A 13,658-nucleotide genomic window follows, 5' to 3' on the forward strand; every position below is an offset into this window, starting at 1 on the left:
TATGAGCAGACCCATCGGAACGCCTGTCGAACTGGAACGCCGCCGTCAGCAGGCGGTACAAGCTGTTGCGGGCGGTCCGGCCCGCCAGACGGTCGCGACGGTCCTGGGGGTTCACGTCAAGACCGTGTCCCGCTGGGTCCGGGCCGCACGCACGCCCGGCGGCGTGGCGGCCAAGGTCCACCCGGGTCCGACCCCAGGCCTGACGGACGACGACCTCAAGCGATTGGCCGAGTTGCTGCTCCAAGGGGCCAAGGCCCACGGGTGGCACAACCAGCTCTGGACGGTGGCACGGGTTGCCCGGTTGATCGAGCACGAGTTCCACATCCGGTACCACCCGGAACACGTCCGGGAGATCCTCAAGCGGCGGCTCGGGTGGACCAGCCAGAAGCCCCGCCGGAAGGCCCGGGAGCGAAACGACAAGGAGGTGGCGAGGTGGGTCGGTGACGAGTTCCCCCGGATCGTCCGGGACGCGTTCCGCCGCACGGCCCACTTGGTTTTCCTGGACGAGTCGGGGTTCTTCCTGACGCCGACCGTCCGTCGCACCCTGGCCCCGCGGGGGAAGACCCCGGTCCTGACGGGGTGGGACCGTCGGGATCGACTGTCGGCGATCCGTGCCATTACCGTCAGCCCGGTGGTGGCTCGCCCGAACCTGTTCTTCGAGGTGTTCGACCACACCGTCCATGCCGAGCAGGTGGTGGCGTTCCTGGCCGACCTACACCGCCGGTTGGGACCGTTGACGGTCGTCTGGGACCGCGGGGCGATCCACGATAAGTCCGGGTGCGTGCGGGCGTGGCTGGCGGGGCACCCGGGGGTGGTGACCGAGAAGTTCCCGGGGTACGCTCCGGACCTGAACCCGGACGAGGGCGTGTGGGGGTGGACCAAGTACGGGCGGCTGTCCAACCTGGCGGCTAACGACACGGACGAGTTGTGGGATCATGTGATCGACGAGTTGGGCACCGCGAAGTCCTCCCCGAACCTGTTGAAGGCATTCATCCGGGAAGCACGACTGCCGAGCCTATCAATGGCCGCTAAGTAGGGAACGTTAACTACCCGGGACGCAGTAAAGGGACTGCTCCGAGCCGCCGGGAAGCGAACCATCGACGGCTTGTGGGACGTCTTGGGAAAAGTGTTGGATGCGTTCGCACCCGACGAGTGCCGACGGTACATCCGGCACTGCGGGTATGGAATCAATACCGCTACACTGAACTAGGTGTTACGCAGTGCGCTGTTTTGGGAAGCCAATGCGAGGTCGCGCCAGGTAGGCTCAGACGGCCTCACGAATGATCGCCGTCTTGGCTTCGACCCAACTGACCCCGGTGGCGAAGCAATGGGCCTCGAACCGCAGGAACACGCAAGGCCAGCCCGATGTGGTTCCGCTGTGCGCGGGCCGAGCGGCACTGGCACCGCTCCACCCCGGTGCATTGCTTGAGCCACCGGTGGTCGTGCTCGATGGCCCGGGAGAACTCGGCGAATTGCAACCGGGTTAGGTCCGTCATCCCCAGGTCGTTGGTGGCCCAGTACGCGGTGCCACCGTCGAATGGCACTTCCGTGGTGTTTTTGGGCGTTCGGTCCAATAGCTGACCTGGGACGCCCGAGGCATCCGGAACAATCGCGTTGTGACGGCTGTGCCGCCTTGGCTACCGGGTCTTCCAACGCTACCGTAAGAGCAGCATCGAGGTCGTCCACGCTCCGACGGGTCGCGCTGTCGTACGGGCGAGGTCGGGCTCGATGTCTCATTTATACGCTCCGGCGCCCTCGTTCCAAACGGTGCTCCGCACCTTCGCACCGGCTCCCGATCTGCCCGCGCGTGCGTTGCTCACGGTCGACCAGATCCAGGCCGCCGGCGCGGACCTGGGCGTCGACTTCGCGACCGAAGGTCATCACGTCTGGACGCCCGCGCGCACGCTCTGGACCTTCCTGACCCAGTGCCTCAGCACGTCCACGTCCTGTGCGGCGGCGGCGGCGGTGGCTCTGCGCGTCACCCTCGGGTTGCATCCGTGCTCCGAAGCGACGGGGGCCTACTGTAAGGCCCGCGCCAAGCTCCCGGTCGCCTTGCTCTCCCGACTGGCCACTCAGTCGGGCGACGAACTCGAGCGCCACGCGCCCAAGGAGTGGCAATGGAAAGGACGGCGGGTGCTGCTCGGGGATGGCACGACGCTGTCGGGCCCCGATACCCCCGCGAACCAAGCTGCGTACCCCCAGCACACGAACCAGAAGCGCGGCCTGGGGTTCCCGCTGATCCGTGTGGTTGTACTCCTGGGGTTCGCGACCGGGGCCCTGGTCGGGGCCGCGATCGGACCGGCCAAAGGCAAGGAGGCCGGTGAGATGGCCCTACTGCGGGAGTTGCTCGACCGGTTCCAAGCGGGCGACGTGTTCGTCGCCGACCGGGCGTATTGCTCGTACTGGTTGGTGTCGGCGTTACAGGCCCGTGGGGTCGATGTGGCCATCCGGTTGCACCAATCCCGGCACTACGACTTCGGCGCCGGCCCCCCGCCGGGGCGATGACGATCACGTGGTCACGTGGGACCGACCCGCGCGTCCCGATTGGATGGACAAGGCGACGTATCACGCGATGCCGACAGCCGTGACGATTCGCGAGGTCCGGTTCCGGGTGAAGCGCCCCGGGTATCGAACCCGCGAGATCGTCGTGGCGACCACACTAACGGACGCCACCGCGTACACACGCGAGGACCTGGCGCAGTTGTACCACCACCGGTGGCGGGTCGAGCTTTGGATCCGCGACATCAAGCAGACGTTGGCAATGGACGTGTTAGGCGGGAAGACGCCGGAGATGCTACGTCGCGAGATCTGGTGCCACCTGTTGGCGTACAACGTGGTGCGCCACGTGATCGCCCAGGCGGCGCGTGCGCGGAACCGGTGCCCGCGTCAGATCAGCGTGACCGGTGCGCGGGATCTGTTGAATGCGTTCCGCGAGTCCTTATCCACCGAGACCGTTGCCGGGTGGGAGAAGAAGGTCGCGGTGCTGTTGCATGCGATCGGGGGTCGGCGCGTCGGTCGTCGCCCGGGTCGGTGCGAGCCTCGGGAAGTCAAGCGACGCCCCAAAAGCGACTGGTGGATGACGAAGCCGCGAGCCGAACGACGCGCCGAGCTGTTAGCCAATAAGGCAGCGAGTAATTTACACAAACAGAAACTCACGGAAGTGCCATTCAACCCGCCTACGGTGTCGCTTTTCTTGACGAGCCGCGATCGCCAGGGAGCGGGATACGTGGTCCCGTTCCCTGGCGGTCGCGGCTCGTCAAGAAAGCGGCCGTATCACCGGGTACGTGTATCAGGACCGGATTCGGCAGCAGCTTGTTTTTGCTCTGTAGTTTCCGCGAATCGGCCGCGCTCACGCGGCCAGATCCAAGCACCGGTGGGCGAGGTCGCGGATTTTCGCGTGGTCGTGGTGCTCGCCCACAACGGCCTGAATCTCCTGGGCCAACAGCTCGTGTTGCCAGGCCCGGCGCTTGTCCGCGTGGCTCGGGCGCCGGTTCGGGTCGTCCCACGGGGATGCGGATCGGTGCCCCACCAGGGCCTCGGCGTTCTGGTTCCAGGCCCACACCTCGGTCAGGGTGTGGGCCCACGCGCACAGGTGGAAGCACCCCACGTTCGACGGCACCCCGCGCACCTGCTGCTGACCCGCCCCGGCGACTTGTTTGAGATCCCGAAAACAGGTCTCCAGGGTGAACCGGTCGGCCACCCGCTCCAGGATGTCGGCCACGGTCGCGGTGGTGTCGGTGCCGAAGAACGCGACCCATCCGTGGGGCTCGTCCACCAACACCACCCGGATCGCCCCACCGGCCGGGCGCCACGTGGCCACGAACGTCTTGTACCGCTTCTCGACCGACTTCCCGTACACGGTGAACATGCCGGTGCTCCACCCGCCGGGGTGGGCGGCCCGCTTGGCCAGCGACACCCGCTCGGTCCCGTACACCCGCGGCCGCCCGGGCCGCCCGGGCACTCGCGCCGGTGGCACCGAGCACAGGGCCGCATCCCGGCGCAGTCGGCTCACCACCGTCACCCCGAGCTTCCGCAGCGGCTTGAGCACCGGCCCCTGGGCGTACGCCCCGTCGGCCACCACCCACACCGCCTTCCCCCACAACGCCAGCCACCCGTGCGCCCACCGCACCAAGCCCACGGCCATGGTCAGCTTGGTTGCGAACGGGGGCCGGTCCGCCGCCCGAACCGCCCCCAGGTTCGCCTTCCGGATGTACCGCCGGGCCAACAGGGGTAACGCCACGACCCCGCCCAGCGGGTGCGCCACCAGCAACCCGAGGACCACCCACACGTGCCCGTACACGAACCCGCTCCCGGCCGGCCCGGGGGTCGGGTTGTGGTGCACCCCGGCCCCTTGCACCTGGGAACCGTACCGCGCCGTCGGGGTGTCATCCAACGCGAGCACGACCCGCGGCCCGGTCACCAACGGCCGGAGCACCTCGACCAACAACCGGGTGGCGATGGCCTCGGCCCGGCGCCCGACGGCGGCCGCGGTGGGGTAGCAGCGGCGGTACTGGGACGACAACCCGGCGGCTCGGATCCAGCAACTCCGGGCCTGTCGCCCGCGGGCCAACAGCACCCCCAGGAACAACAGCGCCAACCGCCGGCCCGAGCGCCGATCCAAGGCACCGGCCAGAATCGAAAACCACTGGCACCGCGGGGCCGGAGTGTGCGAAGATGGCATCGCCGCGTCCGTTCGGGTTGGGAGGTCGTGTGGTAACGCCATCCTCCCGGACGGGCCGGCATTCGTCTACTCCGAACGTACCACCATCACCGCCCGGCCTACAAATTCGCGGAAAGTACAGTTTTGCTGCGATTCGTTGAGATTTGCAGCGGAAGGGCAGGGATTCGAACCCTGGAACGCCTTTCGGCGTTGCCGGTTTTCAAGACCGGTGCAATCGACCACTCTGCCACCCTTCCAAATCCTTACGCTCCTATCACTTCGGTCACGCTCTTCGTGTTGACACATCCGTCCTTTAAAAACGCTTTAACTGCCACCATCCTCTTTTCAGGTAGGCCGGGGGCGTGGTGACGCGCTGCGAACAGCGCCCCGCGCCTTTGCCACGCGTAGGTGACGCATGAAACAGTCTAGCAGTTCGCGCGCGCCGCGAAAAGCAGTCGCCCGACCGAAGAAGCCGTACGCCACGTTTTCGCTCAGGCCGCCAGAAGGTAGCGGCTCTTCTGCCGGAACTGACTGTAAAGCCTGATGAAGTACCGTCAAGCGCCGAGGTAGCCCTCTGAGCGCCTTATCCACCGTCCGGCTGGTAGCGTCTGTACCACAAAACCAAACCCAACCGGATCGCGAATCATACAACCTGATTGTCGCGATAACAAAAAGATAACACTATTGTCGCAGGTTCCACCCGAACCACTCGACGCGGGCCATGCGGCTCGCGTCCCTACCCACGGGCCGGTGTCGAGCGCTGGAAGAGCGATGATACGAAGCGAGTCAGCCGGTGTACACGGTGGCCAGACGGCCAGACGTGGGCACCAACCGGAAGCCGGCCAGCGCCCGAGCCCGAAATCGATCACCAAGGCCAGAACGATTGGCAACCCCGCCACGGGACTAACCAGGTCGGCCGGCTCGACCACCAGTTTGAGGCCCGGGCTGCGATGAGCACCGCGCCGACCGCAGACGCAACGAACGCGGGCGTGGCAAGCGGTTGTACGCAGCGCGCGGGTCAACCGGCTCACTCCGCCACCTCGGCAAGCACCGAAAGTTCAACGACCTTGTCTTGTGCCGAACTTGTATACAGCACAATTTTCCCCACGAAGTGGCCGCGGCGTTTAAAGGTACAGGCCGCCTCCAGAGTACACGTCTGACCCGGGGGCAGTGTCAGGGGGAACTCGCCCGCCAGTTCGGCACACCCTTCCACTTTGCAACACCCCTGTCCCCCAAGAAGTACAAGGTCCGAAGTGCCGTCGTTGGTGACACCGAACCGGGCCACGGCTTCAGCCCCGGCCGACACGCGCCCCAAGTCTATCGACCGATTAACCGTCACCTGATCGCGAACGGACGGCGGTTGGCTGTACCGCGCGTGCGAGTCGCACCCGGCGAGCGCGCCGGCGCCACACAAAACCAAAGCTCTCACCATACGCATGTCATCGACCTCCGCCCTGGCGGCCGCATCGGGCTACGCGGTTCGCCGCTTCCGGTAAACGGCGGTAGCAGCGAGGCACAGCCCCACGACGCTAAAGGCGGCCAGCCCGATCCAGCCCCAGCGCCAACTGGGAGGTGGGGTGGGAGGTGTTTGGCCGCCGGCTTGGTCATCGCGCGGGGCGCCGATCTCGGGCAACCCGTAGGCGGGCAGGGTGTACGATTCGTCAGGGGTCGGGTCTTGCGAGATCGATTCAATCGTAAACGTTTTAATTAACTCGCGGGACGGCAGCTTGCTGGTCACCGTCACCCGCTCCCAGGCGAGCGGGGAGGGCTCGGACGCCGCGTACTGGATCTTCGCCTCGTCACTCGCTTTGGGACGGCTGATGACCCGCCGGAGCATGGCCCACCCCCGCCCCGGGTCGTACACCGCTTCGCCCTGGAGGGCGGTGCGGTTGGGGTCCGCCGGCAAGGTGAAATCGAACGTCGCCCGCACGAGTTCGCGATCGTCCTCGCGGACGGTGTCCGCGTGGAGCAGTTTGACGAAGGGCTGATCGAACCACTCGTCCATGCGAACGCCGGCGTAGAACCGGTGCGGCGCGATCAGCCAGCCGTGCTCCAGTTCGACCCCGTCCCGCATACGGACGGCCTCGGCCTCGCTGACCGCCAAGTTGCTGAGCGACCAGTTCTTGGTCGTCAACTGGGGCTTCGTGGCGATAAAGGAGTACGTAGGGTTGAAGACGATCGCGGAGTGGGCCGCGCTTTGCTTGTCCGGCAGCTCCTTCCGGTGAGCCTCGAAGGCGAGCCGGTCCGGCCGCCGGCGCACCGCGACCTCAATGTTGTGGTAGCGCCCGGGCACCTTCGCCTCGCCCGGCTTCTGCACCTCGTCGGTAACCCGACCGGTCCACGAGCGGCTGGTCGCCGACTCTTCGAGCGCACGCCACGCCGGCCGGCCCTCGACCTTGAGTCGGGTCAACGTCGCATCGTCGGCCCCAATCCAACCGGGCGACGTGAGCACGAGAGCCGTCGCCGTACATCGAACCACGAGCCACATGGCCCCCTCCGTCTCGCGCGTGCGGGTCGGAAATCGCATACAGCCCACCAACCACGTGCGACGCCCGCCGCGCCTGGCGGGACCCGACAGGTCAGAACACGTAAAGCGGACAGTAGCAGAGGCCGCGCACCATCACACAGCCGACGCACGCCACTGGTGCGCAAGTCCCGGCGTAATCGGTCGAGCGGTTACCAATGCACTCGGCCAGTCGCCCACCACCACGAAACAGGGGCGCATGATACTTTGCTGCCGATCAGCCGAATTGGCGTGCCGGCCATGTGCCGGATGGTGACGAACCGCCGGACCGGCTCTCCCTCTCGCATGTCGCTCGGGTCGTCCGCAACAGCACCAAGGCTGCGTGCGTGAGTAGCGATTTCCGACTGGATACTGCGGTGGTCATCTGTCACCCGATAGACCGAGCAAGGGCGCGTACCGGTGACGTGTCTGGCAAATCGGCCTGGCGATCGATCAGCCAGAACGCAATTAAAAATCTGACAATATTTGCACACCGCGGATGCTAACGTCACAACAGCGAGCGATCAAGTGAATTCGGCGATATTATTTCCCTGCCCTGGCGCCGGCATTTGCTGCAGAGGATGTGAGGCGCCGGACTGTCACAAAAGCCATTCCGTCCGCCGCGGCGTGCCGGTCACAAGTCTCTCTTGGCGCCGAAACAGGACACTGGGTTCAAGGCGTGACGTTGCCACGGGGTGCGCGGGTAACGACCGGCCTCATAACCACAGCGGTCGATCGTCACTCGCACGGGCCGTGGCAGGGACACGTGAGGGTTGATCGCTTCCAAAAGGCACAGCGATGTTTCGACCTTACGATTCATCTTGACCGCCCCGCTATGGCAGCTATGTCCCTGGTAACACAACCGGGGGCGCCGGCGCACATGAAGGGCCTTTACACACTCATCGCCGCAACCCTTTTATCAACCGGCTGCTCGATTTTCATCGTCGGCAGCGGCACCGACTTGAACACGTTCGAGACGCGCGAGCAGGTTCACAACTCCTTCGGTCGGCCGACTGTTAGCGGAGACGGGGAGCAACCGTTCGACGAGTTCCGAACTCACCGCAAGCTGACGGAACAGGAAAAGATCATCTACCGTGTGATGGAGTTCTGCATCACCCTCGGTCTGAGCGAGGTCGTTACCACCCCGGTGGAACTCTACAGCGCGGCCAAGCAGTGTATTGAGGGCCGGACCGTTCGGTTCAGTTACGGCCCGGACGGGCAGGTAATCGGGGTTCTTGTGGACGGCCAACAGCCCATTTTGTCGCGCCACCCGCGACCTCCCAGGCCCGTCGAATCTGGTGGCACGGGTCCTGTCGTGCCCGCTTCCGGAGGGCAATCTCCGAACGCCGCAACGCCCTGAAATACGGCGCCCCGCGGTTCAAGTCCGGAAGCCGTCCGGCACAGAACCGCTCAGCGAGCCGGGTCCGGGTCGCCTACCATCAGGCGGCTGCACCGCACTACGATCCGGACATCCACCCGCTCGAACGCCAGTTCAAGGAACAAGCCCCCTGGTCTGGACCGAGGATGATCGGCGTACCGTAGCCACGCCAATTCGGAGCGCGCGTGCGGGGCGCCGGCAAAGAACGCCGACACCTCCGAGACGTTCTCGATCTCGCCGAACCGCACCGGGACGGGGGCCGCGTACCGGCCGGCGCCCCCATCCCAAACCAGCGGCGAAACGGACAGCGTGACCTCTCGCCGCGGCCCGACCGCGACCGCTTCAACGCGGGCATGGCTGAAGTCGTGAACGAGTAACGGCAACGCGATCGGACGTTTCCGCATTTCCAAACTGCGCTGAACTGCCGAACTGAAGCGACAGGTTTCTGTCGTGAGCCCCGTGCGCTCTCACGCGCGAAGCGACAGCCGTCGTCCCAGCTCGCCGCCGACCGGGTACACGCGCTCCGGGGGAAGGAACCGCCGGGCCTTGTCCGCCCGACCGGATTGCAGCAGAGTGTAGACCTTCCGCACCACCGGCGTGTAGTCTTCGATCCGTGCCACCCAGTCGTCCGCGTACTCGCGGATCACGTGCCGGCTCAACCCGACCTGAATGCTATCGTACGGCAAACCGGCCCCCCGCAGCGACCGCTCGGGGTCCCATTGGAGGTGAACCCGGGCCGTAGCGAACTGCTCCGCCCACGTGTCAGGGTCGGTGAACACCGTGGGCTCGAACGACGTGAGAACTGCTTGCGCCAGGGCGGCTTCCCAACCGGACCGCCGCACCCGCACGCACAGCACCCGCTCCTGACCGCGTTTCTGTGCCCAGTTGCTGCGGTGCATCAGCCACAGGAACGACGGCTTGATCCACGTCATCCGGTGGAACGAGAACGGCGGCACGAACCGCCCCGCGGCCAGCGCCGCGTCGGCGATCGCCGGCGGGTACGCTTGATAGATGGCGATCGTGTCCCGGTCGTAATCCGCCCGGATCTCGCGCGCTGCGCCCACGTCACACTCCGTCTAATAGGCTTCTGGTCTTGAGTGTGGCCCGCTCGCTCCGCGAGCGGTTGCAACATCGTGCCCTCGTGCCACGAATGTGGTTCATTTGATGCTCAGAGCACCGCTCGCGGCTCGGGCGGGCCGCACTCAACACCAAAACCTCGAATAGAACCGTACACCTGGAGCAGGCTACCGACACGGCGGCGTGATCCGCGGTTCGCGCGCCCGGTTGTTGACTCGGGGCGCGGCGGCGCGGACAATCAACTCACCCAACGTCTCAGAGCGGCGAACATGAAGCGACTCCTTGCGGCCGCGCTTGTATCCGCGCTACTCAGCGCGAGCCACGTTCGCGCGGATGTGATCATGCCGCCCCCGCCCCCACCGCCACCGCCACCGGGCGAGCTGACGGCGCATGTCGTGGCGGGACTCGCCACCGCGGCCGCGCTGGTGTTTGCGGGTGTGTGGCTCGTTCGCTCGCGTCGGGCGGCACTGCGGGGGTGATCCCATGTCCGTATCGGCCCCTGCCTCTCTCCACGCAGGTGCACGGCGAACGAGCGGGCTGGCGTTCGCGGGCGGGTTCGTCGCCCTCGCGGCCGGTGCGGCGGCGCTGTCCGGCGCGCTGCCGGTCGGGTTCGCGCTGGCGACCGTGTTCCTGTTCGCCGGGCCGCACAACTGGTTCGAGGCCCGTTACGCCCTCGGGCGGCTCCCGGCCCGGGCCGGGAAGCTCTGGGGCTTCTTCGCGGTCAGCGTGTGCGGCATCGTCGGGCTGACCACCGGGTACGCCGCGCTCCCGTTCCTCGTTTCGCCCGCGGACCTGGTGTCCGGTCCCGAACTGTACGCGGTGTGGTGCTCGGCCTTCCTGTTCTGGGTGGCGTTCCTGGTGTGGATGCGGTCCCGCACGAACCCGCGGTTCGACGGCGGGTGGGTGTGGCCGCTGGCGTTCTTTCTGTGTGCCGGGGCGTGGCTGAGCCCGTTCGCGCTGCCGATCGCGCTGGTGTACCTCCACCCGCTCATGGCCCTCTGGCTCTTGGACCGCGAACTGGCCCGCTCGCGCCCCCACTGGCGCAAGGCCTTCCGCGTGGCGGCGCTGTGCGTGCCGCTGTTTCTGGTGGCCCTCTGGTGGTGGCTGAAGGACGCGCCCGGGTTGCCGGGAACGGACCAAGTGACCCTGGCGTTCGCGCCGACGGCGCTGCGTGCCGACACACTCGCGGACCACTCCGGGGCGTGGGCGCTGCCGGACGTGTCGCCGCACTTCCTGGTCGCCGCGCACACGTTCCTCGAAATGGTGCATTACGGCGTGTGGGTGCTTCTGATCCCGCTGATCGGCCTGCGCTCCCGCCCGTGGGAGCTGAAGGCCATCCCGGCGGCGCGACGCAGCCCGACGTGGGCGCGGGGCGTCGCCGCCGTGCTGCTGTTCGGGCTGTCGGCGGTGGTGGCGCTGTGGGTGTGCTTCGGCATCGATTACGAAACGACCCGCCGCGTGTACTTCACCGTCGCGATGCTGCACGTGCTGGCCGAGGTGCCGTTCCTGCTGCGCATGATCTAGAAGCGGACGGGCTCGCCACATAGGCGCATGTGTGCCTGTGGGGCGAGACCTTTCATCCTTCGCAATCGGTTCGCTCGATGCCCTATTTGCAACAGATGCTCGTCGGCTATTGCATCACGGTCGCAGTAGAAACGGTGGTGCTGCTGCTGTTGCTGTCCCGCCGGCACCCGGTGGGGGCGCGGCTGTTCGCGGGGGCGTGGCTCACCGCCTGCACGTACCCGGTGGTGTGGCTGGTACTGCCGGGCCTGTTCGGCGCCGACGAGAGGGGGCTGTACCTATTGACCGCCGAGACGTTCGCGCCGGCCGCGGAGTGCGCGATCTTCTGGGCGGCGTTCGTGCGCCCGCTCCCGCCCGACCGCCGCGCCGCCCTCCGGGACGCGGGCGCGATCGTGCTCGCGAACCTGTGCTCGTTCGGGTTGGGCGAGGCGCTGATCGCCCTCGGCTGGTTCGGCTGGTGAGCGGCGTTATAGGTCGGTACGGTACTGCGCGCCGAAGACGTGCTCGCGGCCGGTGTGCTGCACCCGGATCAGACGCACCAGCACCGCGTGCCCGGCGGCCGGGCCGACGTTCGGGAACGCGATGTACGCGTACTTCGTCGCGACCGGCACCGGGGTCGCGAACCCGAGCCCGCCCAAGGACACGTCGCGGCACCGGCCCTCGACCGCCGGGTCCACCCCGCCGTCGCCGTGCAGCGGGTACACCGTCAGCACCCCGCCAGACGCGATCCGCGGCGTCTTGCGCCGGTCCTGCACGTTGCACAGTTGCCCGCGGATGTCCCCGAGGAGTTCCGGGAGTATGCGCTCGGAGTCCCGGGCGAACTTCGGGTCCGGGGTGCCGACCAACTGGGCCGTCGTGCCGATCTCCCCGATCGGGCGTCCGGCCGGAGGCAGCGTCACCGTCACCTCGAACCCGAACTTCTTGCCCCCGAACAGCCCCCCGCCGCCCACCGTGCGCTTGAGCACCAGCCGCCCGGGGTCAGGCTGCTCGACCGACACGCCCCAGCTCTCGCGCAGCACCGCCAGCTTGAGCGGCACCACCGACACGGGGACCGTCGTGGGGAACCGGCACTCCCACCCGCCGTCCGGAAGCCGGTTCACGTCGCCGGGCACGTGAGAAACGTACCCGCCGGCGGCGGCCCCCACCACGGCCGCCGCGAACGTTTGCGGGTCGGGCGGTTGCCCCGTCGGCTCCATGCCGAGCAGCAGCGCGACCGGAATCACCGAAGTGATCTGCTCCAGGACCACCAGCCCGGCCTCGAACTCGTCGGCGAACAGCGGCGGTGGAGGCGGCGCCGGCACCGCCGGGTGCGGGGCGCCAACCGGCGCCGGGCGCCCGTGAACGGTGGGGCTCGCGGTGCCGGGACGGGTCAGCCCCTTCTGGGTGTTCGCCACCAGCGGCGGCAGCCCACCTCGCGGTGCCCCGGGCACGGTTAGCGACGGCTTGGCCGGGAGCGTGAAGCTCTGCGTGAGGTGGGTCTGACGGCCGCGCCCCGGGTGCGTCGGATCGCTCCGCTCGGCCACCGACGAGTCGCCGGGGGCGTCGCCCAGGTTCATTTCGGCCACCGAGCGGTCGACCCGCGCCCGGCGCATGAGGACGCTCGCGTTCGGCAGCGCCGTGGCGCTCTCGGCGCTCATGAGCGCCTGCACGAACGCCAGGCACGAGGGGAACCGGTTCTCAGGTTTCTTCGCCAGCGCCCGCGCGACCGGCTCCTGATCGGCCGGCGGCAGCACCGACAGGTTCGGTTGGGCCGACACGTGCTGGAGCATCAACTGCTGCGGGGTGCGCCCGGTGTACGGGAACTCGCCCGTCAGCAGCTCCTGGTACACCAGAGCGAGGCTGTACTGGTCCGAGGCGCTGCTCGGGGTGCCGTGGAGCACCTCGGGCGCGACGTACCGGGGAGTGAGCCCGCGGTTCCCGGCGTCCGGGCCTTCGAGCTGCGCCACCAGCCCGTAGTCGCCGACCTTCACGTGCCCGGACACAAGAAATAGGTTCGCGGGCTTCACGTCGAGGTGCTGGAGGCCGAACTTGGCGGCGATCACGTCGAGCGCCTCAGCGGCATCGGCGAAGTACGCCAGCAGTTCGTCGCGCGGGATGCCCGGCAGCCCGCAGGTGCGGCACTCGCAGAACCGGTCCTGGAGCTGGCGGTCGGCCAGCTCCATCACCATGATCAGCTCACCGTTGATCTGCTCGACGCGCTCGAGGGTGAGTAGGAACGGGTGCCGAATCGCCTTGATCTGCTCGAACGCCGCGAGTTCCTGTTCGAACCGCTCGTCGCCGCGCCCGTCTTCGGATTCGGACGTGACGAACTTGACGGCCTTGTGAAGTCCGCCGGGGGCCTCGCACTTCCACACCTCACCGAACCCGCCGCGGCCGAGCGGCGCGAGCAGCTTGTACCCGGGCAACGGCTCGGTGCCTGCCAGCTTCGTGTACGGTCGTGAGGTGCCGCTGTCGGCGGTGGTGACCGGTGGCATGGGGCGTGCCGGGACGAGTATAAGCAGGGCGCCGTCTCAACTGTA

12 protein-coding genes, 1 tRNA gene and 2 pseudogenes are annotated in these 13,658 nt (G+C 67.5%); 7 read left to right on the top strand and 8 right to left on the bottom strand.

All coding sequences use genetic code 11. From position 1 onward, the window contains the following. Position 1 precedes the first annotated feature (1 nt). Positions 2-1,036 carry an IS630 family transposase gene (locus GobsT_RS32865; RefSeq protein ID WP_109570714.1) on the top strand — a complete coding sequence of 345 codons (1,035 nt, stop codon included), beginning with the start codon at positions 2-4 and terminating at the stop codon, positions 1,034-1,036. 228 nt (positions 1,037-1,264) lie between these two features. Here GobsT_RS32865 and GobsT_RS41330 read toward each other — a convergent pair. Further along, positions 1,265-1,535 (bottom strand): annotated as a pseudogene (locus GobsT_RS41330) (IS701 family transposase); the annotation flags it as partial. Between the two features lie 193 nt (positions 1,536-1,728). On the opposite strand from GobsT_RS41330, the gene GobsT_RS32870 reads away from it, so the two are divergent. Together GobsT_RS32870 and GobsT_RS41335 are read left to right on the top strand one after the other, a co-directional pair. Continuing rightward, entirely contained in the window at positions 1,729-2,505 is a 777-nt protein-coding gene (locus GobsT_RS32870; protein WP_010052097.1) for an IS4 family transposase, read from the top strand. 67 nt (positions 2,506-2,572) lie between these two features. Next, positions 2,573-2,821 (top strand): annotated as a pseudogene (locus GobsT_RS41335) (transposase); the annotation flags it as partial. A 528-nt stretch (positions 2,822-3,349) separates the two neighbouring features. Here GobsT_RS41335 and GobsT_RS32880 read toward each other — a convergent pair. From GobsT_RS32880 to GobsT_RS32895, 4 genes are all read right to left on the bottom strand, one after another. Further along, positions 3,350-4,681 carry an IS701 family transposase gene (locus GobsT_RS32880; protein WP_010034542.1) on the bottom strand — a complete coding sequence of 444 codons (1,332 nt, stop codon included), beginning with the start codon at positions 4,679-4,681 and terminating at the stop codon, positions 3,350-3,352. A gap of 149 nt (positions 4,682-4,830) precedes the next feature. Then, positions 4,831-4,917 (bottom strand) — tRNA-Ser (locus GobsT_RS32885). A gap of 770 nt (positions 4,918-5,687) precedes the next feature. After that, positions 5,688-6,098: a DUF1573 domain-containing protein gene (locus tag GobsT_RS41340; protein ID WP_010036299.1), complete on the bottom strand. Its 411-nt coding sequence runs from the start codon at positions 6,096-6,098 to the stop codon at positions 5,688-5,690. Between the two features lie 33 nt (positions 6,099-6,131). After that, positions 6,132-7,187, bottom strand: coding sequence for a hypothetical protein (locus tag GobsT_RS32895; protein WP_148087964.1), 1,056 nt, complete (start codon positions 7,185-7,187; stop codon positions 6,132-6,134). Positions 7,188-8,043: 856 nt separating this feature from the next. On the opposite strand from GobsT_RS32895, the gene GobsT_RS32900 reads away from it, so the two are divergent. Further along, positions 8,044-8,523, top strand: a complete 480-nt coding sequence (locus tag GobsT_RS32900) for a hypothetical protein (protein WP_010036291.1) — start codon at positions 8,044-8,046, stop codon at positions 8,521-8,523. A 50-nt stretch (positions 8,524-8,573) separates the two neighbouring features. Here the strand turns inward: GobsT_RS32900 and GobsT_RS32905 are convergent, their stop codons facing one another. Together GobsT_RS32905 and GobsT_RS32910 are read right to left on the bottom strand one after the other, a co-directional pair. Continuing rightward, positions 8,574-8,945: a hypothetical protein gene (locus tag GobsT_RS32905; protein WP_010036284.1), complete on the bottom strand. Its 372-nt coding sequence runs from the start codon at positions 8,943-8,945 to the stop codon at positions 8,574-8,576. Between the two features lie 63 nt (positions 8,946-9,008). Next, complete coding sequence (locus GobsT_RS32910) at positions 9,009-9,605, bottom strand: DUF4291 domain-containing protein (RefSeq protein ID WP_010036282.1); 597 nt, start codon at positions 9,603-9,605, stop codon at positions 9,009-9,011. Positions 9,606-9,887: 282 nt separating this feature from the next. Here GobsT_RS32910 and GobsT_RS32915 point away from each other — a divergent pair, with 282 nt between their 5' ends. From GobsT_RS32915 to GobsT_RS32925, 3 genes are all read left to right on the top strand, one after another. Next, complete coding sequence (locus GobsT_RS32915; protein WP_148087965.1) at positions 9,888-10,097, top strand: hypothetical protein; 210 nt, start codon at positions 9,888-9,890, stop codon at positions 10,095-10,097. A gap of 4 nt (positions 10,098-10,101) precedes the next feature. Continuing rightward, positions 10,102-11,142: a hypothetical protein gene (locus tag GobsT_RS32920; RefSeq protein WP_010036279.1), complete on the top strand. Its 1,041-nt coding sequence runs from the start codon at positions 10,102-10,104 to the stop codon at positions 11,140-11,142. 77 nt (positions 11,143-11,219) lie between these two features. Beyond that, positions 11,220-11,600: a hypothetical protein gene (locus GobsT_RS32925; protein ID WP_109570713.1), complete on the top strand. Its 381-nt coding sequence runs from the start codon at positions 11,220-11,222 to the stop codon at positions 11,598-11,600. Between the two features lie 6 nt (positions 11,601-11,606). On the opposite strand, the gene GobsT_RS32930 is transcribed toward GobsT_RS32925, so the two are convergent. Beyond that, a complete protein-coding gene (locus GobsT_RS32930; protein ID WP_010036276.1) occupies positions 11,607-13,613 on the bottom strand; it encodes a serine/threonine-protein kinase in 2,007 nt (668 codons plus the stop codon). Positions 13,614-13,658 lie beyond the last annotated feature (45 nt).

Source organism: Gemmata obscuriglobus (assembly GCF_008065095.1).
Taxonomy (GTDB): Bacteria; Planctomycetota; Planctomycetia; order Gemmatales; family Gemmataceae; genus Gemmata; species Gemmata obscuriglobus.

Coding starts and splice junctions, on each gene's coding strand:
- GobsT_RS32865 (WP_109570714.1), top strand. CDS start 2: ATGAGCAGACCCATCGGAACGCCTGTCGAACTGGAACGCCGCCGTCAG.
- GobsT_RS32870 (WP_010052097.1), top strand. CDS start 1,729: ATGTCTCATTTATACGCTCCGGCGCCCTCGTTCCAAACGGTGCTCCGC.
- GobsT_RS32880 (WP_010034542.1), bottom strand. CDS start 4,681: ATGCCATCTTCGCACACTCCGGCCCCGCGGTGCCAGTGGTTTTCGATT.
- GobsT_RS41340 (WP_010036299.1), bottom strand. CDS start 6,098: ATGCGTATGGTGAGAGCTTTGGTTTTGTGTGGCGCCGGCGCGCTCGCC.
- GobsT_RS32895 (WP_148087964.1), bottom strand. CDS start 7,187: ATGCGATTTCCGACCCGCACGCGCGAGACGGAGGGGGCCATGTGGCTC.
- GobsT_RS32900 (WP_010036291.1), top strand. CDS start 8,044: ATGAAGGGCCTTTACACACTCATCGCCGCAACCCTTTTATCAACCGGC.
- GobsT_RS32905 (WP_010036284.1), bottom strand. CDS start 8,945: ATGCGGAAACGTCCGATCGCGTTGCCGTTACTCGTTCACGACTTCAGC.
- GobsT_RS32915 (WP_148087965.1), top strand. CDS start 9,888: ATGAAGCGACTCCTTGCGGCCGCGCTTGTATCCGCGCTACTCAGCGCG.
- GobsT_RS32920 (WP_010036279.1), top strand. CDS start 10,102: ATGTCCGTATCGGCCCCTGCCTCTCTCCACGCAGGTGCACGGCGAACG.
- GobsT_RS32925 (WP_109570713.1), top strand. CDS start 11,220: ATGCCCTATTTGCAACAGATGCTCGTCGGCTATTGCATCACGGTCGCA.
- GobsT_RS32930 (WP_010036276.1), bottom strand. CDS start 13,613: ATGCCACCGGTCACCACCGCCGACAGCGGCACCTCACGACCGTACACG.